Source organism: Methylosinus sp. H3A (genome assembly GCF_015709455.1).
GTDB lineage: Bacteria > Pseudomonadota > Alphaproteobacteria > Rhizobiales > Beijerinckiaceae > Methylosinus.
On record NZ_JADNQW010000005.1, the window covers coordinates 3544238 to 3567987 of the forward strand.

Consider the following 23750-nt stretch of genomic DNA (forward strand, 5'->3'; position numbering starts at 1 on the left):
TCCCGCAAGGGGAGAAGGGAGCGGCCGACGTTTCGCGAAAACAAGGTGCGCGCTCCTTCTCCCGTTCCGGGAGAAGGTGGCCCCGCGAAGCGGGGTCGGATGAGGGCCTCGCACCAGCGGCGGAATAATTCTCATGTACGACATCAAATGGATTCGCGATAACGCCGCCGTTTTCGACGCAGGCCGCAGCCGCCGGAACCTCGAGCCTTTGTCCGAGCGACTGCTCGCCCTCGACGATTCGCGCCGCACGGCGATCGGGGCGCTGCAGGCGGCGCAGGAGCGGCGCAACGCCGCCTCCAAGGAGATCGGCCTCGCCATGCGCGAGAAGGACGCCGCCCGCGCCGAGGCGCTGAAGGCGGAAGTCGCCAAGCTCAAGGAGGATTTCCCGCAGCTCGAGCAGGCCGAGCGCGAGGCGAGCGCCGCGCTCGACAAGGCGCTGTCGGAAATCCCCAACACGCCGCTCGAGCAAGTGCCGGACGGCAAGGACGAGCACGACAATGTCGAGGTTCTGCTCTGGGGCGCGCCGCGGCAGTTCAACTATCCGCCGAAAGAGCATTTCGACATTGGCGAAGGCCTGAAGCTCATGGATTTCGAGAGCGCCGCCAAGCTCTCGGGCGCGCGCTTCGTCGTGAACAAGGGCGGGATCGCGCGGCTCGAGCGCGCGCTCGCGCAATTCATGCTCGATCTGCATACGGGCGAGCACGGCTATACGGAAGTGGCGCCGCCGCTGCTGGTGCGCGACGACGCAATGTTCGGCACGGCGCAACTGCCGAAGTTCAGAGAAGATCAATTCTCTGCAAGCAACATCACTTTTGCTCCGGAGGCAATGAAACAAGCTTTGGCTGAGTTTGATAACGGAGCGTTTCCTGCCAAAGAATTTGATTTGCGTTTGGCCGCCTTGCTGTCTGGATTGCGCCTTTGGCTCATCCCCACCGCCGAAGTCCCGCTCACCAATCTCGTGCGCGAATCGATCCTCGACGAATCGCAGCTCCCTCTGCGCTTCACCGCCGGCACCTATTGCTTCCGCGCCGAAGCGGGCGCGGCGGGGCGCGACACGCGCGGCATGATCCGCCAGCATCAGTTCTACAAGGTCGAGCTCGTCTCCATCACCACGCCCGAGCAATCGCTCGAGGAGCATGAGCGCATGACCGGCTGCGCCGAGAAAGTGCTGCAATTGCTCGATCTGCCCTATCGCAAGGTGACGCTCTGCACCGGCGACATGGGCTTCGCCTCGCAGAAGACCTACGACCTCGAGGTCTGGCTGCCGGGGCAGGGGAAATATCGCGAGATTTCCTCTTGCTCGGTCTGTGGCGATTTCCAGGCGCGGCGCATGAATGCGCGATTCCGCCCAGCCGAGGGCAAGGCGACGCGTTTCGTGCATACGCTCAATGGCTCGGGCGTGGCGGTCGGCCGTGCGCTCGTCGCCGTGCTGGAGAATTATCAGGAGGCCGACGGCTCCGTCACAGTGCCGAAAGCGCTGCGCCCCTATATGGGCGGACTGGAGCGAATCGCCGCGGCGAGGTAGCCCTTAGCGTAATCTAGGTGCGCGATTCCTTCTCCCACGAGTGGGAGAAGGAATCGCCAGCGATCAGTGTTTGTGAGCATATGCGCATTCTCATCACCAATGACGACGGCATTCACGGCGCGGGTCTCGCGCTCGCCGAGCGAGTCGCCCGCAGCCTCACCGACGATGTCTTCGTCGTCGCGCCGGAGAGCGAGCAATCGGGCGTCGCGCATTCGCTCTCCATCAATGATCCGCTGCGCCTGCGCGAAATCTCCTCACGGCATTTCGCGGTCAAGGGCACGCCGACCGATTGCGTCATCATGGGCGTGCGCAAGCTGCTCGCCGACAAGCCGCCGGACCTCATCCTCTCCGGCGTCAATTCGGGCCAGAATCTCGCCGAGGACGTCAGCTATTCGGGCACCATCGCCGGCGCCATAGAGGGCACGCTGCTCGGCATTCCCTCCATCGCTCTGTCGCAGGTCTATGACTTTTTCGCCGGCCGCCAGCATATTCATTGGGCCTGCGCCGAGACGCATGCGGCGGATATCATTCGCAAGCTCGTCGCGGCGGGCATTCCGCCGGGCGTGCTGATGAATGTCAATTTTCCCAATTGCACGCCGGAGGATGTGAAGGGCGTCGCCGTCACCATGCAGGGCCAGCGCTCCAACGATCTGATGCATATCGAAGACCGCAAGGACGGTCGCGGCATTCCCTATTATTGGATATGCTTCCGCCGCGGCAATTTTACGTCGGGGCCGGGCACGGATCTCGAGGCGGTCGAGGCGAACAAAATTTCGGTGACGCCGCTGCGCCTCGATTTCACCGACCATCCGACGCTGACGCGGCTCTCCGCCGCTTTCGAATAGGGGCCAAATGGAGGAGCGCGCCGGCGAAGAACAGTCGATCGAGGCTCGCGCGGCGCTTCTCCTGCAATTGCGGCGCGCCGGCGTGCGCGACCTCTCCATCATGCGCGCCTTCGAGACGACGCCCCGGGAGCTGTTCGCCCCGCATCGCTTCCGCGATCTCGCCGCCCGCGACATGTCGCTGCCGATCGGCTGCGGCCAGACCATGCCGGCGGCCGCCGATCTCGCGCGCAGGCTCGAGGCTCTGAGGCTGGAGCCGCATCATCGCGTGCTCGAGGTGGGTACGGGCTCCGGCTTCGGCGCGGCGGTGCTGTCGCGGCTCGCGCGCGAGGTGGTGACGATCGAGCGTTTTGAGACGCTGGCGATAGAGGCGCGCCAGCGGCTCGCCGAGCTCGGCCGCGGCAATGTCGAGGTTTTCTTCGGCGACGGCCTCGCAGCGAATGAGACGCGCGGATATTTCGACCGCGTCATTCTGCACATGTCTTTTCAGGAGCCGCCCTATGCGGTCCTGGCCGCGCTGGCGCTGGGCGGGACGGCGGTGTTCGGCCGTTTCGACGCGCCGGTTTCTGAGAACGCCCGGCCGGGAGAGCGGCTTTTTCTCTCGCATCGCGAGAGCGAGCCGCTGTGGACGGACAGCGATCTCGGCCCTTGCCGGCTCGGCGCGGCGCTCGCCGGGCGCGCCAAGGCTCTGTGAGCGTGCGTATTTACCTAAAATCCGCGAGGCGCGCGTGAACCCGCATTCATCTTAAACGCTCCCTTAACCGGCCTATGGCTAGATGAACGCCAGTGAGGATCGCGTTCGAGTGTAGGTCGCGTCATGGCAATTGAGCGTCGTGTTTTTCTATCGCGGGTCGCTAAGCGGCTCATGTTCGCAGCCGGCGCCGCCGGTTTGCTCGCCGGTTGTTCGGACGCTTCCCGTTTCGCCGATCCTTTCACCAATCCGTTCCAGGATTCCGCGCCCGTGGGCCGCGTCGATCGCGCGCCGACCGGGACCAATCCCGTGCGCCGCAGCGTCGTCGAGCAGCGCCCGCTCGCCCCGCCGCAGGCGGTGAGCCAGAGCGCGCCAGCCGCGGCCCCCGCGCCCATCGCCGCTGCGCCGGCTCCCGCCCCGGCCCGCGCCGCGGGCGCCTATAATCACTGGAGCGCCGAGGGCGGCACGCCCGTCGTCGTCGCAGAAGGCGAATCGGCCGGCGTGATCGCCACCCGCTATGGCGTGCCGGTCGACGCGTTGCTGCGCGTCAACGGCTTCGGCAAAGCGGCCGAGGTGCATCCGGGCTCCCGGCTGGTGATCCCGATCTATCGCGCCTCCGTCGCCTCCGCTGCCGCGGCGCCTGTCGCCGCTCCGGCTCCCGTCCATGCTGCTGTGCAGCCCAAGATGCAGCCTCAGCCGGCGGCGAAGGGCGCGGATGTGCGTGATCGCAAGACGGAGAGGGCGGCCGCTCCGGTCGAGTCCAAAAATCCGGTCGAGTCCAGGAAACTGGTCGAGCCGAAGAAAAAGACCTCGATGGCCGAACCCGAGCCTGCGCCTACGCCGGTGAGGCAGGCGGTCGCCGAGCGTCCGCATCCGGCGCCCGTCAAGCAGGCCCAGGCTCCGGTCCAAATCGAAGCGAAGCAGGCGAAGCCCGCGCCGAAGCAGGCCGAGGCGCAGCCGGTGAAGTCCGCGCCCAGGCAGATCGCGCAGGCGCCTGTTCAGGCGAAGCCCGCTCCGGCGCCGAAACAGGCGGAGGCCCATCCGGCCCGCGCGCAGCTCGCGCAGCGGACGAAGGAGCCCGAGCCCGTCAAGGCGAAGCCGGCGGAGCCGCAGCGCAAGCTCGCCCAGGCGGAGCCCGCCCGCAAGCCGGAGCCAGAGGTCCGCGCCGAGAAGTCGGCCAAGAAGAAGCCCGAGCCGGCCCCGGCGAAGGAGATCGCTCGCGCCGCGCCGCAGGTCGAGAAGCCGCAGAGATTCGCCGAAGCCGCTCCGGCCCCGCAGCCGCAGGCGCAGCGCAACATAGACAAGACGCCGACAGCCTCGATCCCGCCGCAGCAGGCCGAGGAGAAGCCCTCGCCCGCTTCCACCCAGGCGAGCGCCGACGCGCGTCCGGAGTTCCGCTGGCCGGCGCGCGGCCGCATCATCCAGGGCTTCAACTCGGGCGGCAACGACGGCATCAATATCTCCGTGCCCGAGGGCACACAGGTGAAGGCGGCCGAGGGCGGCGTCGTCGCCTACGCCGGCAGCGAGCTCAAGGGCTATGGCAATCTGGTGTTGATCCGCCATCCCAATGGCTTTGTCTCCGCCTACGCCCATAATGGCGAGCTCGATGTGAAGCGCGGCGACCAGGTGAAGCGCGGCCAGACGATCGCCAAATCCGGCCAGTCCGGCAATGTCGGCTCGCCGCAGCTGCATTTCGAGCTGCGCAAAGGTTCGACGCCGGTCGATCCGACCGGCTATCTCGCGGGGCTGTGACGGCCTTTCGCGAAGGAATCTCGGGCGTTCGCGAGACACAGCGCCAGAGTCGGGCGACGGGCCGCGCGAGCGCCCGTCGCCCGTTTTCTTTTTGCGCCAGAGCCTCTATAGGGACGGCCGGGTTGGGCGATAAGGGAAAATTCGGCAGTGAAATATCTCATGTCTCTCGCAGCGGTTCTCCTTTTCGCCACGCCGGCGCTCGCCGTCGATCCGACCGGCATTCCGATCTGCGACGCGCTGCTGAAGCGCTATGAGGAATGCTCGGTCGAGCTGCCGCGCGCCAATATTCACGCCGCGCAGAAGGAGCTGCTCGAGGGCGCGATGAGCCTGCGCGCCAACGCCTCCAATCCCGAGCTGCGCCCGAGCCTCGAAAAATTCTGCGCCGACACATTCGAGGCGATGAAGGCCTCGAGCGACATCAAGGCCTGCATGTCGAAATAAGCGTCGATCGACCGTTTGCGTTCGGTCGATCGAGCCTCTCGAGGTCAGTGGATCGGTATGGTTATCGTGCTGCGCAGAGCCGATTCCGCGGCGAAATAGCCGTAGCATTCGGCCGTATGCAGGGCCGTCCAATTGTTCACGGTGAGAAAATCGGCCTTGGTGTCGTAAGTGTGGTCGCCGATGCGGTCGGGACTCTTCACGCCGGGGCCGACGAAATGCGCGAGCTCGTGAAGGATCGTCTCGAGCATGTAATTGTCGGTCTTCGTCAAGAGCTGCCCGACCGGAAAGAAGATCGTGTCCTCGCGCAGATCCTTGCGGCCCTTGTAATTGTCGTCGCCGGAAAGCCGCGGCCGGCCGTCCGGGCGGCGCGCCTGCCAGCCGCCGTAGAAAGTGTAGGCGACATAATTGAGCGCGGCGAGCGTTCCGTCGGCGGGGTCCGGCTGGAAATAGCCGACGCCCCAGCCGAACATCGGCGCCTCCAGCAGCGAATGGGTGATGACGGTGTTCATCGAATCATAGATGCGCTTGGCTTTGTGCAGCTGCTGCAGCTTGGTCTCGTTCGAATGTTTTCCCGTGTGAAAATATTTGTCGAAGAGACCGAGTTGCGATTTCCCGATGTCGTGCAGAGAGGGAAACGGGTCGCTGCGGCCGGGCGGGCCGCGACGCACGAAGTCGGACGCCATGTCGATATTGAGCTGCGCCATCGATATCCAGTGTCGCGCCCGCGGCAGCAAAGCGCCGATGCGCTCGACGAATTTGGCGTTCTGCTCCGCCGTGGCTTTGGGCGGCGGCGTGGGCGCCGCGCCGCCTTTGGCGGGCGCCGCCACGCCGGAGCTCTGACCGTTCAGCGCATGAATCGTCGGGCCGTCGGGATCGATTCGGCCATCCGCCCAGCCGAGCTTGCGTGTCTGATATTTCTCGATCGCCGCGATGGTGAGCGGTCCGACGAAACCGTCGACCGCGAGCTTCAACGTCGGCCCGCCATCGGCGGAGCTCACATTGTTCAGGGCGGCTTGGATGGTGCGGACGTCATTGGGAAGATTGCGCCCGCCGCGGCCGACGGAGCCGTCGATCGCAATGCCCGGCGCGGACGGAGGATCGCAGCAGGAGCAGCCGCCATTCGACAATTTCATGAGAACATGCTGGGCCATAATGGAGTCCTTTTCGAACGAGAGCGTCCTTGTCGCGAGCAGCGAAGCGGCGGCGAGCCATAGGTATTTCGACTGATATCGGCTCCGACGCTTTCGCTTTAACCTTCGGAGCATCGTGATCCGGCGAGTGGGGGCCGTTTCAGCCACGATAGCTCGGCTGCTGCGCGCGTGTGTGCGGAGCGTCACATTCGGGACGGGGCGCGCATTCCGCTGAAGGATCGCGAAGCGGTCTAGCGCCGAGCCTGCGGCGCGCCAGATATGATGGTCATGCGCTCACTCTGTCTGCGGTGGCTGCCGAACTTCATCACGATCGGACGTCTCGTCCTGACGCCGGCGGCGATCGACATGATCGTCGGCGAGCATTGGCGCGCCGCTTTCGCGATTTTCGTTCTCGCCGGCGCGTCGGACGCGCTGGACGGCTGGCTGGCCAAGACCTTCGATCTGCGCACCGAGCTCGGCGCCGTGCTCGATCCGATCGCCGACAAGGCGCTCATCGTCTCCATCTATGCGACGCTGGCGGTCAAGGGCGTGCTGCCGGCCTGGCTCGCGCTGCTGGTGATCTCGCGCGATGTGTTGATCGTCGGCGCGGTGTTCGTCGCCTGGCTGCTCGCGCGACCGATGGACCTCCGCCCTTTGCCTGTTTCCAAGGCGACGACGGCGACGCAGCTCCTGCTCGCCACCATAGCGCTGGCTGGCGAGGCCTTCGCCATTCCGCTCGCGGGGACAGCGGACTTGGTCTCGGCCGTGGTCGCGGCATTGACCGTCGCTTCGGCGGCCGTCTATCTCTGGCGCTGGGTCAAGCTCATGGGGCCGGACGATGTCGGAGCGTGAAATTGAGGCGGCCCCGGGCGAGCTCGGGCTCGAGCGGCGGCTCGCTTTGTGGGCGGCGGCGATTCTCTTCGTCTTCGCGCTGTTTTATTTCCTGAGCGCGGTGCTCGCGCCTTTTCTGGCGGGCCTCGCGCTCGGCTATCTGCTCGATCCGGTCGCCGACCGGCTGCAGACTCTCGGTTTCTCGCGGCTCGGCGCCTCGCTCGCCATATTGACGGTGTTCGTCCTGCTGGTGACGGCGATCGTTTTGCTCGTCGCCCCGGTGCTCAGCCGGCAATTGACGGAGTTCATCGAGAGCCTGCCGGGCTATCTCACCACTCTGCAGGGGCTGCTCACGCGCGTCAGCCGGGAGGCGACCGGCGATTTCGTGAAGAGCGTCTACGAAAAGCTCGGGCTCCCGATCGCCGATGCTTCGCTCGACACACAGAAATATGTGAATGATCTCGCGAGCGAGGCGGCGCGAATGGGCGGCGCCTTCCTCAAATCTCTGGTCTCCGGCGGCGCGGCGCTCGTCAACATGGCCTCGCTGGTGGTGATCACGCCGGTCGTCGCCTTTTATATTCTGCTGGATTGGGACGATATGGTCGCGACGCTCGACCAGCTGACGCCGCCGCGCCATCGCGACGTCGTGCGCGCCATCGCCCGCGACATCGACAAGGCGCTCGCCGGCTTTCTGCGCGGCCAGGCGCTCGTCTGCCTGTTCCTGGGGCTGTGGTACAGCATCGGCCTGTCGCTCATCGGCTTGAATTTCGGTTTCCTCATCGGCGTCAGCGCGGGCGTGCTGAGCTTCGTGCCCTATGTCGGCTCGATCACCGCCTTCGTCCTCTCCATCATCGTCGCCACGGTTCAGGGCTGGCCGGACTGGCGCCTGCCGGCCCTGGCGGTGGCGATCGTCTCCACGGGCCTGTTCCTCGACGGCAATGTTCTGTCGCCTCGGCTCGTCGGCAGCTCCATCGGCGTGCATCCGGTCTGGCTGATGTTCGCGCTTCTCGCCGCCGGTTCGCTGTTCGGCTTCACCGGCCTGCTGCTGGCGGCGCCGGTCGCGGCGGCGCTCGGGGTGATCCTGCGTTTCACTGTGCGGCGCTATCGCCAGAGCGCGCTCTTTCTGGGACCGGCCGAGCCGGGGGAGAGCTGAGCCCATGCCCGGCGCAGGCGATTCCGGCGCAGGCGATTCTCGCCGCGGCCCCGCCCAGCTCTTCTTCGATCTGGCGGGCGAGCCGCGCTATGGCGAGGCGGATTTTCTGATCTCGTCCGCCAATCGGGCGGCCTTCGAGATGATCGGGCGCTGGCCGGACTGGCCGGACAGCGCTCTTCTGCTCGTCGGGCCGCCGGGCTCCGGCAAGACCCATCTCGGCGCGATCTTCGCCCGCCGCAATGACGCGATCCTCGTTCCGCCGGCCGAGATTCCCGAGCCCGGCCGTCTCGCCGGCGCCGCCGTCCTGCTCGACGGGCTGGAGGCGGTGACGGATGAGACCGCTTTGTTTCATTTGATGAATTTTATCCGCGAGAGCGGCGGCTCGCTGCTGATCTCGTCGCGGCGGCCGCCGTCGACGTTGAAAATCGCGCTGCCCGATCTATTGTCGCGTTTACGTCGTGCGCCGGTCGTAGAAATCGGCGCGCCGGACGATTCTCTGATTCGCGCCGTGCTGGAAAAGCTGTTCCGTGATCGCCAATTGGCGGTCGAGGCGACGCTCGTCGACTATGTCGCGCTTCGGCTCGAGCGCTCGCTGGAGGCGGCTCGCGCCTTTGTGCGCATGCTCGACGAGGAGGCGCTCGCGCGCGGCCGCCCGGTCACGCGCGCGCTGGCCGGCGAGCTGCTCCAGCTGCTCGACGCGTCGCGCGGCGCATGAGGGGTTCCGGGTGGCGGAAAATCTGTCAGAGTCGCGCCGGCGCGCGAGAGGTGGAAAAAGCATGACGAAGCACATCCAGGACAATCTCGAGGCCGAGCGGACCGGAGCCGACATTCCCGTCATGGATAAGCCGGGCGACCTCTTGGAGCGTCCGCAAGAGCTCGCCGCCCTGCCGCAGCGCTTCATCAATCGCGAATTGTCCTGGCTCGAGTTCAACCGCCGCGTTCTCGAGGAGGCGTCCAACCGCAATCATCCGCTGCTCGAGCAACTGCGCTTCCTGTCCATCTCCGCCAACAACCTCGATGAATTCTTCATGGTGCGAGTCGCCGGCCTGCGTGGCCAGGTGCGTACCGGCGTCGCCACATTGTCGCAGGACGGGCTGACGCCCGCCGAGCAGCTGGTGAAGATCAACGAGCGCGTCAATCTGCTCACCGCCGCGCAGACGCGGCGCTGGCGCGAATTGCGCGCCGAGATCGAGGATGTCGGCATCGTCCTCGTCGAGCCCGGCCATCTCTCCAAGGCCGATCGCGAATGGCTCGAAGAGCATTTCATGTCGCGCGTCTTCCCGGTGCTGACGCCGCTCGCGATCGATCCGGCGCATCCTTTCCCCTTCATTCCCAATCTGGGCTTCACTCTGGCGCTCGAGCTGGTGCGTCCGGGCGATCGCAAGACGCTGCATGCGCTGGTGCGCCTGCCGTCCAAGATCGAGCGTTTCGTGCGCCTGCCGAGCGCGCAAGGGACAGGGCAGGGGCGCGAGCGCTTCATGCTGCTCGAGACGCTCATCGCCATAAGCGCGCAAAAGCTCTTTCCCGGCTATCAGCTGCGCGGCCAGGGCATTTTCCGCCTCATTCGCGACAGCGACCTCGAAGTGGAGGAGGAGGCGGAAGACCTCGTGCGCCTGTTCGAGACGGCGCTGAAGCGTCGCCGCCGCGGTTCGGTGATTCGCCTCGAGGTCGCCGCCGACATGCCGGAATCGCTGCGCGCGCTCGTCGCCGAGGAGCTCGACGTCGGCGGGGACGAGATTTTCGTGCTCGATGGAATGCTGGCGCTGAACGATCTTTCCGAGCTGGTCGCGCTCGATCGGCCCGATCTCAAATTCAAGCCCTATACGCCGCGCTTCCCGGAGCGCGTGCGCGACAATGGCGGCGATTGCTTTCTGGCCATCAAGCAGAAGGATCTGGCGGTCCATCACCCTTACGAATCCTTCGACGTCGTCGTGCAATTCCTGCAACAGGCGGCGCGCGATCCCAATGTGGTCGCGATCAAGCAGACGCTCTATCGCACCTCTTCCAACAGCCCGATTGTGCGCGCGCTGGTGGAGGCGGCGGAAGCCGGCAAATCGGTGACCGCGCTGGTCGAGCTGAAGGCGCGCTTCGACGAGGAGGCCAACATCCGCTGGGCGCGCGATCTGGAGCGCGCCGGCGCGCAGGTGGTGTTTGGCTTCATCGAGCTCAAGACTCACGGCAAGCTGTCGATGGTGGTGCGGCGCGAGGGCGGCGCCATCGTCACTTATTGCCATGTCGGCACCGGCAATTACCATCCGGTGACGGCGCGCATCTATACCGACATCTCGCTCTTCACCGCCGATCCGGCGATCGGCCGCGATGTCTCGCGTATCTTCAACTTCATCACCGGCTATGCGGAGCCCGCCGGGCTCGAGCGCATGGCGGTTTCGCCCATCTCGCTCAAGACCAGGCTGCTCGAGCATATCGAGCAGGAGATCGGCTTCGCCAAGGCCGGCAAGCCGGCGGCGATCTGGGGCAAATGCAACGCTCTCGTCGATCCGGAGATCATCGACGCGCTCTATCACGCCTCGCAGGCGGGGGTGTCGATCGAATTCGTCGTGCGCGGCATTTGCTGTCTGCGGCCCGGCGTTCCCGGCCTCTCGGACAATATCCGCGTGAAATCGATCGTCGGGCGCTTCCTCGAGCACGCCCGCGTCTATTGCTTCGGCGGCGGGCATACGCTGCCGCACGCCAAAGCCCATGTCTATATCTCTTCGGCCGATTTGATGCCGCGCAATCTCGACCGCCGCGTCGAGGTGCTGATGCCGATCACCAATCCGACCGTCCATCAGCAGATCCTCGATCAGATCATGCTGGCCAATCTCATCGACAACGAACAGAGCTATCGAGTCTTGCCGGATGGCTCGTCCTTACGCATAACACCCCCGGAGGGCGAAGAGCGGTTCAACGCCCATAAATACTTCATGACCAACCCGAGTCTCTCAGGCCGTGGCAAGTCTCTCAAGGAATGGCGTCCGCGTTCGCTCCTCAAGCCGCGCGAGGACTGACGCGGCGGAGATCGAGGCCGCGGCGCTCGCGGATGCGCAGCGGCCCGTCGCTATCGTCGATATCGGCTCCAATTCGGTGCGTCTCGTCGCTTATGCGGGGCTGCAGCGGGCGCTGACGCCGATCTTCAACGAAAAAGCCATGTGCGGGCTCGGGCGTGGCGTCTTCACCACCGGCCGGCTGCCGGACGACGCCATTCGCAAGGCGTTGGCCGCGCTGCGGCGCTTCCGCTCGCTCTGCGAGATCATGGAAATCTGCGACATAGAGGTGATCGCGACCGCCGCGGCGCGCGACGCCGTCAATGGCGCCGCCTTCCTCGCCGCCGCGCAGGATGCGATCGGCCGCGAGATTTCGCTGTTGTCGGGCCGTCGTGAGGCCGAGCTTTCGGCGCTCGGCGTGATCTCGGCCATTCATGAGCCGGACGGCGTCGTCGGCGATCTCGGCGGCGGCTCGCTGGAGCTCATCGACCTTCACGGCGGCGCGATGGGCGAGGGGGTGACCTTGCCGCTCGGCGGCCTCGCTCTGATGGACGCCGCGAGCCGCTCGACGCGTCAGGCCGCGCGAATCGCCCGCAAGGCGATCGACGACGCGCTTCCGCTGCAGCGGCTCAAGGGCCGGGCCTTCTACGCAGTGGGCGGCACTTGGCGCGCCCTGGCGCGGCTGCACATGCGCCAGCGCAATTATCCGCTCGACATGATGCATAATTATCGCATTCCGACGAGCGACGCGGCCGAATTCGCCAGCCTTTTGGAGCGTGTCGACAGCGAGGCGCTGGCCGATATCGCCGCAGTCTCGACGGCGCGCCGTCCGCTGCTCGCCTATGGGGCGATCGTGCTCGACGAGGTGATTCGCAAGGCGCGGCCAAAGGAGATCGTCATCTCCGCCGCGGGCGTTCGCGAGGGGCTGCTCTATGAGCGTCTGTCGCAGGAGCAGCGCGCGGCCGATCCGCTTGTCGCCGCGGCGCGCGAGCTCGAGCGGGCCATGGCGCGCGCGCCGGGCTATGGCGACGATCTCATCGCCTGGACCGACGCGCTCTTCGACTCGTCTGGCTTGCACGAGACGGAAGATGAGGCGCGGCTGCGTCACACGGCCTGTTTTCTCTCGGACGTGAGCTGGCGCGCGCATCCGGACTATCGCGCCAATCAGGCGATGAATGTGATCGCCAATTCCGCCTTCGTGGCCGTCGACCACCCGGGCCGCGCCTTTCTGGCGCTGGTCGCGGTGCTGCGCCACGCCGGCCCGGACAGCGAGGGCGCGCTGCCGGTTCGCGGTCTCATGTCGCCGCGGCTGCTGGAGCGCGCGCGCGTTCTCTCGGCTGCCTTGCGCGTCGCCTATCTGCTGACGGCGGCGATGCCCGGCGTTCTGCCGCGCACGCCGCTCGTCACGCATGGGGGAAGGCTGGTTCTGTCCTTGCCGGAGGAATTGGCCGATCTCGTGAGCGAGCGGCTGGCCAGCCGGTCCAAGGCGCTCGGCCGTCTCATCGGCGCCGAGGCGGTGATAGAGGCCGCCGCCCCCGTCGGCTGACGGAGGCGGCGTTTTTCATACTCAATAAGCGGCGCGGGGCGCGATACGGTCTTGCGCGGTCACCGTCATGGCGGCGGCGTCGGCCGAGCAGGCGAAGCGCAGCGTCTTGGCGACGGCGGTGTCGAGATTGGCCGACTTGCCGGTGGAGATCGGCACGATGAGCCTGGTCGTGGCCGTCGCGGGTGTCGCCTCCTCGAGCGAGGGCGCGTCGAAGATGATCACCGTCAAGCGGCAGGCGCCGTCGCCGCCGACAAAGTAACTCAACACATGCTTCTGACCCGCGTCGAAGCTGGCCGCGGCGAGCGGCTTCAGCGTCACCGGCGCAGTCGCCGACCCGTGGGGCTCGGCGCGCAGGGACACGCCCGCCGAAAGGCTCAGCACAGCGGCGAGGGCCAGAGCGAAGATGCGTTTTCCTGCTGTCATCATGGTCTTGTCCTTCCTCATCTCGAACGGCGGCGCCGGGAGGCGCCTTCGCGACACAGACCTCTACGCGCCGAAGCCGCATCGAGATCACATTGCGTCGCAACATGAGTGTATGTTGCAGCGCAGCAGCGCGAATTCAAGGCGCGCATTGTCGCAGGTCGAGCTCTATCGAACTATTCGATTATGCAATGAATTCAGATCGAAAGATGAGTTGTGCGCCGCAAAATCGGATAGGCCGGCGCGCACGGTCGGGTCGGCGCAGGACCACCCTGACCTACCTGTACGAATAGGTGTGGATAAGCGTAAAAGGCTGGGAGAGTTACCTACCCGGCAGGCGGATTCAGCGCCCTGCGGACTCGTCGCTGTCCAGCCAGTCGAGCGTGACGACCTTGCCTTTTTCGACAGCCAGAGCCAGCCGTCCGGACTTTAGCTGCAGGGCTTTGTCGCCGAAAATCGTCCTCCGCCAGCCGGAGAGGGCGGGCACGTCCGCCGCATCGTCGCCGGCGATCGCCTCGAGATCCTCGACGGTGGCGATCATCTTGGTGGCGACGCCCGTCTCTTCGGCGACCTGTCGCAGCAGCACCTTGAGCAACTCGACAGTGGCTCCGCTGGAGCTGCCGCGCTTCTCGCGCTCTATGCGCGGCAGAGTGGCGGGATCGCGGGCCAGCGCCCGCTCGATCGCGGCGACGATGTCCGCGCCGGAGCGCGAGCGCTCGAGCCCGCGCGGAAAGGCGCGCAGATTGCCGAGCGCCTCCTGCGTCCGCGGGGCGGCGAGCGCGATCTCGATCAGCATATCGTCCTTGAGCACGCGCGAGCGCGGCACGTCGCGGCCTTGAGCTTCGCTCTCGCGCCAGGCGGCCAGCTCCATCAGAACGGCGAGGTCGCGCGGCTTGCGCACGCGATGGCGCAGCCGCTCCCAGGCGTTCTCCGGGCTCTGCTCATAGGTCTCGGGCGTGGTCAGCGTGCGCATTTCGTCGGCGAGCCAGTCGAGCCGGTTGGAGCGCTCGAGCCGGGCGCGCAGATGCGTGTAGATTTGCCGGAGATGGGTGACGTCGGCGATGGCGTAGTCGATCTGCGCCGCGGACAGCGGCCGCTTCGACCAATCGGTGAAGCGCGAGGATTTGTCGAGACTCTCCTTGGAGATAGCCTTGACCAGCTCGACATAGGAGACCTGATCGCCGAAGCCGCAGACCATGGCTGCGACCTGCGTGTCGAACAGCGGGGCCGGGATCAGCCGCGCGAGCCGCCAGACGATCTCGAGATCCTGGCGGGCGGCGTGGAAGACCTTGACCACGCGTTCATCGGCCATCAGCTCGAAGAAGGGCGTGAGGTCGAGTCCTTCGGACAAAGTGTCGACGGCGAAGGCCTCCTCGGGCGAGGCCAGTTGAATGACGCAGACCTTGGGCCAGAAAGTCGTTTCCCTCAAGAACTCCGTGTCGACGGTGACGAAGGGATGACGGGCGAGACGGGCGCAAGCGGCGGCGAGATCATCGGTAGAGGTCAAGAGGCTCATCGACATGAAGTCTTAGAGTACTTTTTTCCGGTCCTGAAGTGTCTCGGCGCATGTTTTCGGAGTCTTTGCGCATGTTTTCGACCGATTTTCCGGCCTGACGGCTTTTCCGGGCGACGACGGGGCCGCGCCGGCCCGCGCTCGGAGCTGAGACGTCGCGGGCGCCGCGAGGTCGAAGCCGGGGCCGAAGGGCGACGGCAGAGGGGATTCGCTCGCGGGGCGGGGACGCGGCGGCCATCGATCGGAGCCAAGGCCAAAAAACCGCGCAATCTGTTGAGTTGTTTCATAAAATGATCTATGAGGGCGGCCCTGCGTCGCCAGATATGACCAATTATTCGCGCGATATCCGCGCATGACGCCGGCCCGACGCGCAGTTTTTCCGATTGCCCTCGACGCGGCGAAATGAAATCATAGTGAAATAGTCAACAAATGGAGCCCGTCGGCCAAATGGCGCCCCTCGCTTTCGTCTCGACCCCTTTTCGCTCGCCGCTCCGCTTCGCTCTGGCTGCGGCCTTTTCCCTCTGCTGCGTCGCGGCCGAGGCCAAGGGCGACGCCTGGAGCGGTTGCCGCGCCGCCGATCCCGACAAGCGCATAGAGGGCTGCGGCGAGGTGATCGCCCGCGGCGACAAGGAGACCAAGCCCAATCGCGTGGCCGCGCACGTCAATCGCGGCGGAGCCTATCACGCCAAGGGCGATTATGAGCGCGCGCTCGCCGATTTCGACAAGGCGCTGGAGATCGACCCCAATTCGGCGGTCGCTCTGGCCGATCGCGCCGCGGCCTATCGCGCCAAGGGCGATTTCGACCACGCCATCGCCGATTACGACAAGCTCGTCGCCGCGCAGCCGAAGGCCGCGGCCTATCTCGGCCGCGGCGGCGCCTATCAAGGCAAGGGCGATCTCGACAAGGCCATCGCCGATTACGACAAGGCGCTGGAGCTCGACAAGAAATCGGCCGCCGCGCTGAGCAATCGCGGCCGCGCCTATCGCGCCAAGGGCGATCTCGATCGAGCGCTCGCCGATTTCGACGCGGCGATAAAGCTCGAGCCCAAATCTGCTCAGGCCTACCTCAATCGCGCCGCGCTCTATCAGGCCAGGGGCGATCTCGACCATGCGCTGGCCGATTACGACAAGGCGATCGCCAGCGACGGCAAGCTCGCCATCGCCTACAACAATCGCGGTCTGGCGCTGCACGCCAAGGGCGATTTCGACCGCGCCATCGCCGATTTCGGCAAGGCCGTCGCGATCGACGCCAAATATGCGCGCGCTTACCTCAACCGCGCCAACGCCTATCGCGGCAAGCGCGATCTCGAGCACGCCAAGCCCGATCTCGAGCAGGCGCTGTCGCTTGATCCTGCTCTCGCCGCGGCGAAAAAGGGGCTGGACGAGGTGACGAAGCAACTCGCCGCCCGCGCCGCCGCCGCGCCGGCGCAATAGCGCGCGCCGAGGCGGTCTGACTTCTTTCAACGGGAGGCGGAAGGCGCCTCGTCGATCGCGAGAAAGAGACGCTCGACGCCCGTTCCGGCGATCGGCGGCGAGCGATGCGGCTGAGCGGGCGCTTCGGCGGTCGCGGCCTTCTCGCCGCGCAGGATCGCGACCCAGCCGCGCTCGAGCCGGCGAATGGGCTCCTCGGCGAGAGGGTCCGCTCCCGGGGCCGGCGCGATCCATTGCGTGCCCGGCCCGCGATAGGTGGTCACGAGGCGAAAGCGCACGAAATCGACGTGAAACAAACGACAGGCGTCGTCCGCGATCGTCTCGAGCCGCACGCGAATCTCGCCCGCGCGCGTCGCCTCCCGATAGAGAAGCGCGAGCCGCATCACATCGCTCACCAGCCATTCCGCGAGCCATGCGGGCTCGAGGCCGGCGTCCGCCAAGCCCTGCGCCAGCGCGCGCCGCAGCGTCTCCTCTTCGCCCGTCACGCGCAATCGTAGCGGGCTGGCGAGCGTCGTCGCGTCCAGCGCGGCGGCGACTCCCGGCTCTAATTCCCGCGGAATCAGGCAGATCGAGCGGGACTGCATGAGATTTCGCGGCGCTCGCCGCGACACGGGCGCAGCGGCTTCGTCACGCAGCATCGGCGCTCTCCCATGCGGGGAAGGGGTCGCGCAGCGCGCGATAGGCCGAGGCGTCGAAGCGTTTGGGCTTTTGCGGCCCGACGAGGCAGGCGTCGAGCGCCGCGCGAATCGCCGCCTCGTTCATGCCGATTCCGATGAAGACGAGCTCCTGCCGGCGATCGCCCCAGACCGCGTCCCAATTGCGCTCGAAATGGCGCTTCCAGTCGGGATGGTCGGGCCAATGCTGTTTCGGCACGGCGATCCACCAATAGCCCATTGCGGTCACGCGGGCGACGGCGCCGGCGATCGAGAATTCGCCGACCCATTTCGGCCGTGTCGCGAGCCAGAAATGCCCCTTGGCGCGCACGAGCCCGGGCCAGGTCGCATTGATGAAAGCGTTGAATTTCTCGGGGTGGAACGGCCGCCGCGCCCGATAGACGAAGCTTTCTATTCCATATTGCTCCGACTCCGGCACATGGTCTTCCGGGCTGTAGAGCGCCTTGTGCCATAGCGGATGACGCTGCGCCTTCTCCTCGTCAAAGAGGCCGGTGTCGAGAATGGCGTCCATCGGCGCCGCGGCGAAATCGGTCTCGACGATGCGCGCGTCGGCGTTGAGCGACTTCACCACCTTGCGCACCAGCGCCAGCCGCTCCTCCGACACCGCCGAGGCTTTGTTGACGATGATGACGTCGGCGAATTCGATCTGCTCCACCAGCAGATCGACGAGGGTGCGATCGTCGTCCTCCCCGGCGACCTCGCCGCGGTCGCGCAGAAAGTCGTTCGAGCCATAGTCCTGCAGCAGGCTGGCCGCGTCGACGACTGTGACCATGGTGTCGAGCCGGGCGAGATCGGAAAGGCTGGCGCCATTCTCGTCGCGAAAGGAGAAGGTGCTGGCGACCGGCAGCGGCTCGGCTATGCCCGTGCTCTCGATCAGCAGATAATCGAAGCGGCCTTCCTCGCCGAGGCGCCGCACCTCCGCGAGCAGATCGTCGCGCAAGGTGCAGCAGATGCAGCCATTGGTCATTTCGACGAGCTTCTCGTCGGTGCGCGACAGCTCCGCGCCGCCGTCGCGGATGAGGTCGGCGTCGATATTCACCTCGCTCATATCATTCACGATGACGGCGACGCGCCGACCCTCGCGATTATTGAGAACATGATTGAGCAGCGTCGTCTTTCCGGCCCCGAGAAAGCCGGAGAGGACGGTGACGGGGAGGCGAGGGTCGGGAGTCTGGGCCATGGCGCGCCATATGTTATATTATAACATATATTGGGGTAGCCGAGCGGGATGGCGGCGTCAAGCGGAGGCGCGGGTAGACGCGGCGGATCGAACTCCCGTGGACCGAGGAGGAGTTGTGATCACTGTAGCCCTAAAAAGATGGCGGTTCGCCTGCTCGACCGCAGGCCGATCATTCAAAATAGTCTTCGTCTATCTTCTTGATTTCGAGCGTCTCTTCTACTCGGCACCCGACATTGTATCGGATCATCAGCTTCGTGAGCTGGTCCCCGTCGATCAATACGATGCGCTTGCTGAGAAATTGGGCCGTTTCTATAGCCGAAGCCGAAAAACGCGAGGTCGTCACGAACAGGCCTTTGGTCGCCTTGTGCCGATCGAGGCTTCCGAAGAAATCTCGGATCGCTCCCGAGCCGACATTATTGCCCTCGGCATAGCGTTTGGCTTGTATGTAACCCCGATCCAGCCCGAGCGCGTCTTGATCGATCACGCCGTCTACGCCGTCATCGCCACTGCGACCTAGAGCGCGTCCAGCGTCGGCGACGGAGCCGCCGAAACCCATCCCGAGGAGCAGATTGACGAGCAGCCGCTCGAAAAACTCGGGTGGCGCGCCGCGAACACGATCGAGCAGATCTCGTCTCAGGCTCGCATCGATTTCACGATGCGCCTCACGCATGATCTCATCGGGCGTCTGCGATCGAAGTTCGATCGGAGACAGAGCGACAGGAGGAGCCTCGGCGTCTTCTTGCTGTGAGCCTTTGACGAAATCCCGGAACTCCTCGAACCGGTTCAAAAAGGCATTGTCGATACGCTCAGGATTTGATTGCAGCGCTATTTTTCCTCGATCTGTGATCGTGAAATGCCCGCGCCGGGTGATCTCGACCAAGCCAGCTTTGTTCAGATAGGTTTTCGCCCAATGCACGCGATTGGCGAAAAGGGTCTGCCTGCCGGAAGGCAGCAGCTGCGCCCGCTCCTCCGCCGTCAGGGCGAGGCTTTCCGCCACGCGCTCCACGACGTCGCCGATACGAACTTCGCCCAGCGAGGCGGCCGAAAGGACCGGGAGCATCAATGATTGATAATCGGGAATAGCCATTTTCGAAGCGTAACAACGGGACGCGAGCCGCACAACGCCATGTGGCTGCGCTTGCGCAAATCGACCATCGGCGATCGGGGGGCAAGAAAACTGGTCAAAACCAGCTCCTCGCCCCGGCGAGCCATAAAAAATGGGCGTCTCAGGACGAGTGCAGGTTTGCTAGAACCGCCTCGGGCAAGGGCGAGGGGTCTACTTCCCCTTCGCCGCCGCCAGAACCTCGGCCGCATGGCCCGGCACTTTGACCTTGCGCCAGACTTTCTCGATCTTCCCGTCCGGGCCGATCAGAAAGGTCGAGCGCTCGACGCCCATATATTTACGGCCATACATGCTCTTCTCGACCCACACGCCATAGGCGGAGAGCATTTCCTTCGTCTCGTCCGAGGCGAGCGGAAAGGTCAGCTCGTATTTGGCGCGGAATTTGTCGTGCTTGGCCGGCGAATCCGGCGAGACGCCGACGAGCGCGGTCTTCGCCTTGGCGAAATCGGCCTTCAAAGCGTTGAATTCGATCGCTTCCTTGGTGCAGCCGGAGGTGTCGTCCTTGGGGTAGAAGTAGAGCGCCAGCTTCTTGCCGGAAAAGCCGGAAAGTGAGAGCGTCTCGCCGCCGGCTCCGGGCAGCTCGAAGGAGGGGGCCGCGTCGCCTTCGCGCAAGCCTGTGGATTTCTTCGCCTCGGTCACTGCGCCTTCCTTTCGTCTCATCCGCCGTTACAATCGGCAGCATGCAGAGGATGGCGCGCTTCGCAAGAGATTCTGGTGAAAATCCCCAGTTGCGCGCCGTACGAGTTGTGATCTTCTCGAGGCCGTGCAGATTCGGCGCCGGCGCGTCCGAGGGCGCGAGCGGACTGGCGCGGTCGAACCGAAGGGCGGGCGTTTGACGCAGAGGATAGACGAGGGCCCGCCGATCGGAGCGCGGATCCCGCGCTTTTTTTTGGGATTTGCGCCTCGCGGCTCCACCTCGCTCCGGCTGCGCGCCTTCTGCGTCGTGCGTTGCGTGTCGGTGGTGGCGGTGTCGGCGCTGCTCATCGTCGTTCTGGCCGTCGGCGCGTTTTTCGCGGCGCTCGCGCGCGGCCCCATCGCCTCCGACTGGCTCGCCCCCAAGATCGTCGAGGCGCTCGACGATCTCTATACACATCGCTACCAATTCGCGCTGAGCTCGGCGGCCATCGCCAGCACGGATCACGGCCTCACGCTCACGGTGAACGGCCTCGCCATGAAGAGCGGCGAGCGCACCATTCTCGCGGCGCCGCGCGCGCAATTGTCGGTGGACCCCAAGGGACTCCTCGTCGGCAGGCTGACGCCGCGCCGGCTCGATGTGCTCGACCTCGAGCTGCGGCTCGAGGTTCTGCCGGATGGCGTGGTGGCGATCTCCGCGCCCGGCGCCGATCCGGTCGCCATTCCCCTCGATACGTCGCCGCCGCCCGCCGAACCCTCCGCCGAGCCGCAGGCGGCCCCCGCTGTCCCTTCGCTGCGGCAGGCGGCCGGCGCTTTGCGCGCGCTGATGGATTTCATCGTCAGTCCGGAAAGCCCGATCGGCGCGATCGACAAGGTCGGCGTCTCCAACGCTCGCCTCGTCATCGATGACCGCACGCTGGACAAGACGATCGTCTATGACGATCTGGCGCTGAGCTTCGACAAGACCGCCGGCGCGCGACGGCTGCGCCTCGGGGCGACGGGCTCCTCCGGCCATGTGGGCGCCGAGGTGGAGGCCAGGGGCGCCATGGGCGAGCGGCGCACGCTCGACGCGCGTCTGCGCAGCCTCTCCATGGAGGAAGTCGCGCTCGCCGTCGGCGCGCGCACGCTGCCTTTCGACACTGACGCGCCTTTGTCGCTCGATCTGCATTTCGCGCTCGCCGGCGACGGCCGCGTCGTCGAGGCGAGCGGGAAATTCTCCGCTGGCGAGGGGTTCTTCCGCCTCGAGGAGCCCGACGCCGAACCCTTCATGCTCCAGGAGCTCTCCATCTCGGGCCGCTGGGACATGGAGCGCCGGCTGCTCGCGATAGAGCCGGTCGAAATCCGCACCGGCGTCGCGCGGCTGAGCTTCAAGGGCGCGCTGACGCCGCCGGCGGAAGGGGCGGGGGCGTTCGCGCTCTCGTTCGATCTCGCGCGGCCAGGCGTCTTTCTGCCGGAGCGCCATGGCGAGGCGCCGCTGGTCATCGAGAACGCCGGCCTTTCGGCGACGCTCGATCTGACGGCGAAGAAATATACGGTCGATCGCGTCTATCTCGACGGCCCGGAGATCCACGCCACGGCCTCGGCGCAGGTCGATGGCGCGCAGCCGGATGGGACGCATCTCAAATATGCGATCCGCGCGACGCAGACGCCGATCCGTTCCGTTCTGCGCATCTGGCCGACGCAGGTCGCCGCGCCGACGCGCATGTGGATGGACGCGCATATCACCGCGGGCGTGATGCGCAGCGGCGCGCTCGCCGCCGATCTCGACCCGCAGGCGATGATCGCCGGGCGCTATGAGCGGCCGCCGCCGGACGGCGCGCTGCGCGGCGATTTCGATCTCGAGAACGCGACGCTCGTCGACGCCGTTCCTGGCCTGTGGCCGATCAATGGAATGAACGGCCATATCGCGCTCACCGGCCGCACGGCTTCTTTCGTCGCCTCCTCGGGGGTGATGGAGAGCACGCCGGGACGCAAGCTCGCCATCACCGAGGGCGTCTTCCGCGCCCCCTCGCTCGGCCCCGATCCCGCGCCCGCCTGGATCGAATTGAAGCTCGCCGGCGGCGTCGAGGCGGTCGCCGATATTCTTTCGCTCAAGAGCGTCGCCCCGGCCGCGAGCCTGCCCATGGACGCCAACGCGCTCAAAGGGCAGATCGAGGGCAAATTGCGCATCGATTTCGAGCTCGGCCAATCGGCGAAGGAGGAGCATACGCGCATCGCCGTCGACGCCGAGACGAGCAATCTCTCCATGGAGCGCTTCATCGGCAAGGAGCGCCTGGAGGGAGCCGCGCTGCGGCTCGTCTCCGATCGCGAGGGGCTGCGCGTCACGGGCGCGGGCCGCGTGTTCGGCGCGCCGGTCACGCTCGATCTGCGTCGCGCCGCCGGTGAGAAGGGACAGGCGCAAGCGCAATTGTCGCTGTCGCTCGACGACGCCGCGCGCCTGCGCGCCGGCTATGGTTTTACCGGCGTTTCCGGCGTCGTGGGCGTGCAGGTGCAGACCAAGCTGCCGATCGAGGACGCCGAGTCGCAATTCGAGATCGACTTCTCGAAAGCCGCGCTCGACCATCCTCTACCCGGCTTGACGAAACCGCTCGGCAAGCCGGGCAGCGCGAGCTTCACTCTGGTGAAGCGACCAGACGGCTCGGCGCTCGAGCAATTGCAAGCCGAGGCGGGCCTGCAGCAATTCGCCGGCGTCGTAGAGCTCGGACGCGACGGCCTTCTGCGTTCGGCGAAGCTCTCCCAGGTGAAGCTCTCGCCCGGCGACGACATGCGGCTCGAGGCGACGCGCGGCGGCGACGCGCTGAAGCTCGTCGTGCGCGGCGCCAATATCGACGTGCGTCCGCTGCTGCGTTATCTCTCGCAGCCTTCCGCGGAGCCATCCGCCGCCGCCGTCGCGGGAAAGCCGCCGGCGAGCGATGATTTCGATCTCGATCTCAAATCGCCGATCGTCACCGGACACGGCAAGCAGATCCTCTCCAATGTCGATCTGCGCTTCGAGCGTCGCGGCGGCAAGCCGCGGCAATTGTCGCTGACCGGCAATTTCGGCCGCGAGCCTTTCGCGGCCATGTTGACGCGCCATCCCAGCGGCGCGCCGCAGATCGACCTTTCGACGAGCGACGGCGGCGCCTTCCTCTCTTTCCTCGATCTCTATCATCGCATGGAGAGCGGCGCGCTGACGGCGACCATATTGCTCAATCAGGGTCGCTCCGACGGCGCCATGCGCATCAATGATTTTTATCTGCAGAACGAGCCCGCCATCCGCCAGCTGGTGATGCAGGGCGCCGCGCGCACCGACGACAAGGGCGCCGCGCATTTCGATCCCGATTCGGTGAAATTCGCGCGCGTGCAATCCTCCTTCACCTGGGCGAATGGCCGGCTCGCCATGCGCGACGCGGTGATGTCGGGGACGGAGATCGGCCTCACCGTAGACGGCTATATCGACATGGCGCACGACCGCATCGACGTGTCGGGCTCCTTCGTGCCCGCCTATGGGCTCAATAATCTCGTGTCGAATATTCCGGTCATCGGCTTCATGCTCGCCGGCGGCCAGCACGAGGGCGTCTTCGCGGTGAGCTTTCGCGTGAGCGGCGCCTTCAGCGCGCCGGTGCTGACGGTCAATCCGCTGTCGGTGATCGCGCCCGGCCTTTTGCGCAAAGTGTTCGGCGTCATAGACGGGACCGGCACGGGCCGCCTGCCGGAGAGCGCGCCGGCGCCGCGCTGAAGGAGCGCGAGCGGCGAAAGGCGTCGTCATCGCGCGCGTCGGCAAATCGGGCCGGTGGGCTCCGAGGAGTCTCGGAGCGTCGCCGCCAATACGAAGGCGCCGCCGCAGGCGAGGAGCAGAACGAGCGCGAGCCACGCCAGGGCGGCTCGCGCGTCGATGGAAG

The 23750-nt window shown here is 66.0% G+C and carries 19 protein-coding genes; 12 read left to right on the plus strand and 7 right to left on the minus strand.

Annotated features, from left to right (window positions below; genetic code table 11):
• Positions 1 to 133: 133 nt before the first annotated feature.
• The 5 genes from serS (at position 134) to IY145_RS19415 (ending at position 5251) form a co-directional block, all read left to right on the plus strand.
• The gene (gene serS / locus IY145_RS19395; protein ID WP_196409708.1) at positions 134 to 1525 is read left to right on the plus strand and encodes a serine--tRNA ligase; all 1392 of its coding nucleotides are present in this window, start codon (positions 134 to 136) and stop codon (positions 1523 to 1525) included.
• Between the two features lie 80 nt (positions 1526 to 1605).
• Positions 1606 to 2370 carry a 5'/3'-nucleotidase SurE gene (gene surE / locus IY145_RS19400; RefSeq protein WP_196409709.1) on the plus strand — a complete coding sequence of 255 codons (765 nt, stop codon included), beginning with the start codon at positions 1606 to 1608 and terminating at the stop codon, positions 2368 to 2370.
• A 7-nt stretch (positions 2371 to 2377) separates the two neighbouring features.
• A complete protein-coding gene (locus tag IY145_RS19405; protein WP_196409710.1) occupies positions 2378 to 3061 on the plus strand; it encodes a protein-L-isoaspartate O-methyltransferase family protein in 684 nt (227 codons plus the stop codon).
• A 171-nt stretch (positions 3062 to 3232) separates the two neighbouring features.
• Positions 3233 to 4810 (plus strand): LysM peptidoglycan-binding domain-containing M23 family metallopeptidase, encoded by a 1578-nt coding sequence (locus IY145_RS19410; RefSeq protein WP_196409711.1) that lies wholly within the window; start codon positions 3233 to 3235, stop codon positions 4808 to 4810.
• Positions 4811 to 4969: 159 nt separating this feature from the next.
• Positions 4970 to 5251, plus strand: a complete 282-nt coding sequence (locus IY145_RS19415; protein ID WP_210332694.1) for a hypothetical protein — start codon at positions 4970 to 4972, stop codon at positions 5249 to 5251.
• 44 nt (positions 5252 to 5295) lie between these two features.
• Here IY145_RS19415 and IY145_RS19420 read toward each other — a convergent pair whose 3' ends face one another.
• Positions 5296 to 6402, minus strand: coding sequence for a peptidoglycan-binding domain-containing protein (locus IY145_RS19420; protein WP_196409713.1), 1107 nt, complete (start codon positions 6400 to 6402; stop codon positions 5296 to 5298).
• Between the two features lie 261 nt (positions 6403 to 6663).
• Here IY145_RS19420 and IY145_RS19425 point away from each other — a divergent pair, with 261 nt between their 5' ends.
• From IY145_RS19425 to ppx, 5 genes are all read left to right on the plus strand, one after another.
• Positions 6664 to 7233, plus strand: coding sequence for a CDP-alcohol phosphatidyltransferase family protein (locus IY145_RS19425; protein ID WP_196410624.1), 570 nt, complete (start codon positions 6664 to 6666; stop codon positions 7231 to 7233).
• Positions 7220 to 8365: an AI-2E family transporter gene (locus tag IY145_RS19430; protein WP_196409714.1), complete on the plus strand. Its 1146-nt coding sequence runs from the start codon at positions 7220 to 7222 to the stop codon at positions 8363 to 8365. Before IY145_RS19425 ends, IY145_RS19430 begins: the two co-directional genes overlap by 14 nt.
• Before the next feature lie 4 nt (positions 8366 to 8369).
• Positions 8370 to 9080: a DnaA ATPase domain-containing protein gene (locus tag IY145_RS19435; RefSeq protein ID WP_196409715.1), complete on the plus strand. Its 711-nt coding sequence runs from the start codon at positions 8370 to 8372 to the stop codon at positions 9078 to 9080.
• A gap of 61 nt (positions 9081 to 9141) precedes the next feature.
• Positions 9142 to 11373 (plus strand): RNA degradosome polyphosphate kinase, encoded by a 2232-nt coding sequence (locus tag IY145_RS19440; protein ID WP_196409716.1) that lies wholly within the window; start codon positions 9142 to 9144, stop codon positions 11371 to 11373.
• Positions 11315 to 12895 (plus strand): exopolyphosphatase, encoded by a 1581-nt coding sequence (gene ppx / locus IY145_RS19445; RefSeq protein ID WP_312030614.1) that lies wholly within the window; start codon positions 11315 to 11317, stop codon positions 12893 to 12895. Before IY145_RS19440 ends, ppx begins: the two co-directional genes overlap by 59 nt.
• Positions 12896 to 12916: 21 nt before the next feature.
• Here ppx and IY145_RS19450 read toward each other — a convergent pair whose 3' ends face one another.
• Both IY145_RS19450 and rnd read right to left on the minus strand, forming a co-directional pair.
• Positions 12917 to 13321, minus strand: coding sequence for a hypothetical protein (locus IY145_RS19450; RefSeq protein WP_196409717.1), 405 nt, complete (start codon positions 13319 to 13321; stop codon positions 12917 to 12919).
• Positions 13322 to 13658: 337 nt separating this feature from the next.
• Positions 13659 to 14831 (minus strand): ribonuclease D, encoded by a 1173-nt coding sequence (gene rnd, locus IY145_RS19455; protein WP_196409718.1) that lies wholly within the window; start codon positions 14829 to 14831, stop codon positions 13659 to 13661.
• A gap of 444 nt (positions 14832 to 15275) precedes the next feature.
• On the opposite strand from rnd, the gene IY145_RS19460 reads away from it, so the two are divergent.
• Positions 15276 to 16262, plus strand: coding sequence for a tetratricopeptide repeat protein (locus IY145_RS19460; RefSeq protein ID WP_196409719.1), 987 nt, complete (start codon positions 15276 to 15278; stop codon positions 16260 to 16262).
• Positions 16263 to 16288: 26 nt separating this feature from the next.
• On the opposite strand, the gene IY145_RS19465 is transcribed toward IY145_RS19460, so the two are convergent.
• The 4 genes from IY145_RS19465 to IY145_RS19480 form a co-directional block, all read right to left on the minus strand.
• The gene (locus tag IY145_RS19465; RefSeq protein WP_196409720.1) at positions 16289 to 16897 is read right to left on the minus strand and encodes a DUF1826 domain-containing protein; all 609 of its coding nucleotides are present in this window, start codon (positions 16895 to 16897) and stop codon (positions 16289 to 16291) included.
• Entirely contained in the window at positions 16887 to 18113 is a 1227-nt protein-coding gene (gene zigA, locus IY145_RS19470) for a zinc metallochaperone GTPase ZigA (RefSeq protein WP_196409721.1), read from the minus strand. The genes IY145_RS19465 and zigA overlap by 11 nt, the downstream gene beginning before the upstream one ends.
• Positions 18114 to 18282: 169 nt before the next feature.
• Positions 18283 to 19200, minus strand: coding sequence for a restriction endonuclease (locus IY145_RS19475; protein ID WP_196409722.1), 918 nt, complete (start codon positions 19198 to 19200; stop codon positions 18283 to 18285).
• Positions 19201 to 19389: 189 nt separating this feature from the next.
• A complete protein-coding gene (locus IY145_RS19480; protein WP_196409723.1) occupies positions 19390 to 19896 on the minus strand; it encodes a peroxiredoxin in 507 nt (168 codons plus the stop codon).
• A 229-nt stretch (positions 19897 to 20125) separates the two neighbouring features.
• Between IY145_RS19480 and IY145_RS19485 the strand changes: the two genes are divergently transcribed.
• Positions 20126 to 23587, plus strand: coding sequence for a DUF3971 domain-containing protein (locus tag IY145_RS19485; protein WP_246722109.1), 3462 nt, complete (start codon positions 20126 to 20128; stop codon positions 23585 to 23587).
• The last annotated feature ends 163 nt before the right edge of the window (positions 23588 to 23750 follow it).

Excerpts from the sequence above, each read along its gene's own strand:
- serS (WP_196409708.1), top strand. The coding sequence starts at position 134 with ATGTACGACATCAAATGGATTCGCGATAACGCCGCCGTTTTCGACGCA.
- surE (WP_196409709.1), top strand. The coding sequence starts at position 1,606 with ATGCGCATTCTCATCACCAATGACGACGGCATTCACGGCGCGGGTCTC.
- IY145_RS19405 (WP_196409710.1), top strand. The coding sequence starts at position 2,378 with ATGGAGGAGCGCGCCGGCGAAGAACAGTCGATCGAGGCTCGCGCGGCG.
- IY145_RS19410 (WP_196409711.1), top strand. The coding sequence starts at position 3,233 with ATGTTCGCAGCCGGCGCCGCCGGTTTGCTCGCCGGTTGTTCGGACGCT.
- IY145_RS19415 (WP_210332694.1), top strand. The coding sequence starts at position 4,970 with ATGTCTCTCGCAGCGGTTCTCCTTTTCGCCACGCCGGCGCTCGCCGTC.
- IY145_RS19420 (WP_196409713.1), bottom strand. The coding sequence starts at position 6,402 with ATGGCCCAGCATGTTCTCATGAAATTGTCGAATGGCGGCTGCTCCTGC.
- IY145_RS19425 (WP_196410624.1), top strand. The coding sequence starts at position 6,664 with ATGGTCATGCGCTCACTCTGTCTGCGGTGGCTGCCGAACTTCATCACG.
- IY145_RS19430 (WP_196409714.1), top strand. The coding sequence starts at position 7,220 with ATGTCGGAGCGTGAAATTGAGGCGGCCCCGGGCGAGCTCGGGCTCGAG.
- IY145_RS19435 (WP_196409715.1), top strand. The coding sequence starts at position 8,370 with ATGCCCGGCGCAGGCGATTCCGGCGCAGGCGATTCTCGCCGCGGCCCC.
- IY145_RS19440 (WP_196409716.1), top strand. The coding sequence starts at position 9,142 with ATGACGAAGCACATCCAGGACAATCTCGAGGCCGAGCGGACCGGAGCC.
- IY145_RS19450 (WP_196409717.1), bottom strand. The coding sequence starts at position 13,321 with ATGATGACAGCAGGAAAACGCATCTTCGCTCTGGCCCTCGCCGCTGTG.
- rnd (WP_196409718.1), bottom strand. The coding sequence starts at position 14,831 with ATGAGCCTCTTGACCTCTACCGATGATCTCGCCGCCGCTTGCGCCCGT.
- IY145_RS19460 (WP_196409719.1), top strand. The coding sequence starts at position 15,276 with ATGGCGCCCCTCGCTTTCGTCTCGACCCCTTTTCGCTCGCCGCTCCGC.
- IY145_RS19465 (WP_196409720.1), bottom strand. The coding sequence starts at position 16,897 with ATGCTGCGTGACGAAGCCGCTGCGCCCGTGTCGCGGCGAGCGCCGCGA.
- zigA (WP_196409721.1), bottom strand. The coding sequence starts at position 18,113 with ATGGCCCAGACTCCCGACCCTCGCCTCCCCGTCACCGTCCTCTCCGGC.
- IY145_RS19475 (WP_196409722.1), bottom strand. The coding sequence starts at position 19,200 with ATGGCTATTCCCGATTATCAATCATTGATGCTCCCGGTCCTTTCGGCC.
- IY145_RS19480 (WP_196409723.1), bottom strand. The coding sequence starts at position 19,896 with ATGAGACGAAAGGAAGGCGCAGTGACCGAGGCGAAGAAATCCACAGGC.